Genomic DNA, 1,103 nt, shown 5'->3' on the forward strand with positions numbered 1-1,103 from the left:
CATCGTTCAGCACATCAGCCATCGCATTGGTGTGATGTATTTGGGCAAGATGGTGGAAATCACCGACAAGCGCAGTCTCTTCCGCGATCCGCAACATCCCTACACGCAGGCGCTGCTCGAGTCCGTGCCGGTCCCTGATCCCCGCAAACGCAAGGCGCGGACAGTGCTGAAAGGCGACGTGCCCAGCCCGCTGAACCCGCCTAAGGGGTGCAGCTTCAACACCCGCTGCCCCTTTGCCTTCGACCGCTGTTTCCATGAGGAACCCAAGCTTCAGCAGGTGGCTCCCGGTCACATGGCGGCCTGCCATCTGCGCGACTGAAAGGACAGCCCATGAGCGATACGATCACCGGCCTCGAGCTGACGAAACGCCTGATTGCCTTCGACACGATCAACCCGCCCGGCAACGAGGCGGATTGCATCAAGTATCTGGCCGACCTGTTGGAGCCGGCGGGTTTCGAGCTCACGTGGCATGATTGGCGCCCGAACCGGCCCAACCTGATCGCCCGCCTGCCGGCTACCGAGGCGGCGGCGCGTGCGCCGCTAGTCTATTCGGGCCATGTCGATACCGTCCCGCTGGGCCACGCCACGTGGAGCGTCGATCCTTTCCAGGGCGAAGAAAAGGACGGCCGCCTCTACGGGCGCGGTTCCACCGACATGAAATCCGGGGTCGCAGCCTTTGTCGTCGCGACGCTGCGGCTGGCCGAACTTCCGGTGCGCCGCGCCGAGATCCAGCTGATCATCACCGCCGGCGAGGAGACCGGTTGCGAAGGGGCGCAAGGCCTTGCCGAGAGCGGCCTTCTGGGCGAGGCAGCGGCCTTGGTCATCGCCGAGCCGACCGACAACCGCGCGCTTTGCGGGCACAAGGGTGCGCTCTGGATGAACCTCGTGCATGAGGGTGTGACGGCCCATGGCTCGATGCCTGACAAGGGGCGCAACGCAATCTTTGCGGCCGTCGAGACGATCGAGCGCCTGTGCGGGCATGATTTTGGGATCAAGCCGCATCAGGTGATGGGCGGGCCCACGCTGAACGTGGGCAACATGAATGCCGGGCTTAACGTCAATTCCGTGCCGGATCTGGCGCGCGTGGGCGTCGATATCCGCTC

General features: G+C 64.5%; 2 protein-coding genes. Both read left to right on the plus strand.

The genetic code is table 11. The annotated features are described in order from the left end of the window. Window positions 1–319 (plus strand): ABC transporter ATP-binding protein (locus V8352_RS21800; RefSeq protein WP_336426353.1); only part of this gene is annotated, 319 nt, incomplete at its 5' end. A gap of 11 nt (window positions 320–330) precedes the next feature. Beyond that, on the plus strand, window positions 331–1,103 hold a 773-nt coding region (locus V8352_RS21805; protein WP_336426354.1), incomplete at its 3' end, for a M20/M25/M40 family metallo-hydrolase.

Source organism: Roseovarius sp. D0-M9, assembly GCF_037083805.1.
Classification (GTDB): domain Bacteria; phylum Pseudomonadota; class Alphaproteobacteria; order Rhodobacterales; family Rhodobacteraceae; genus Roseovarius.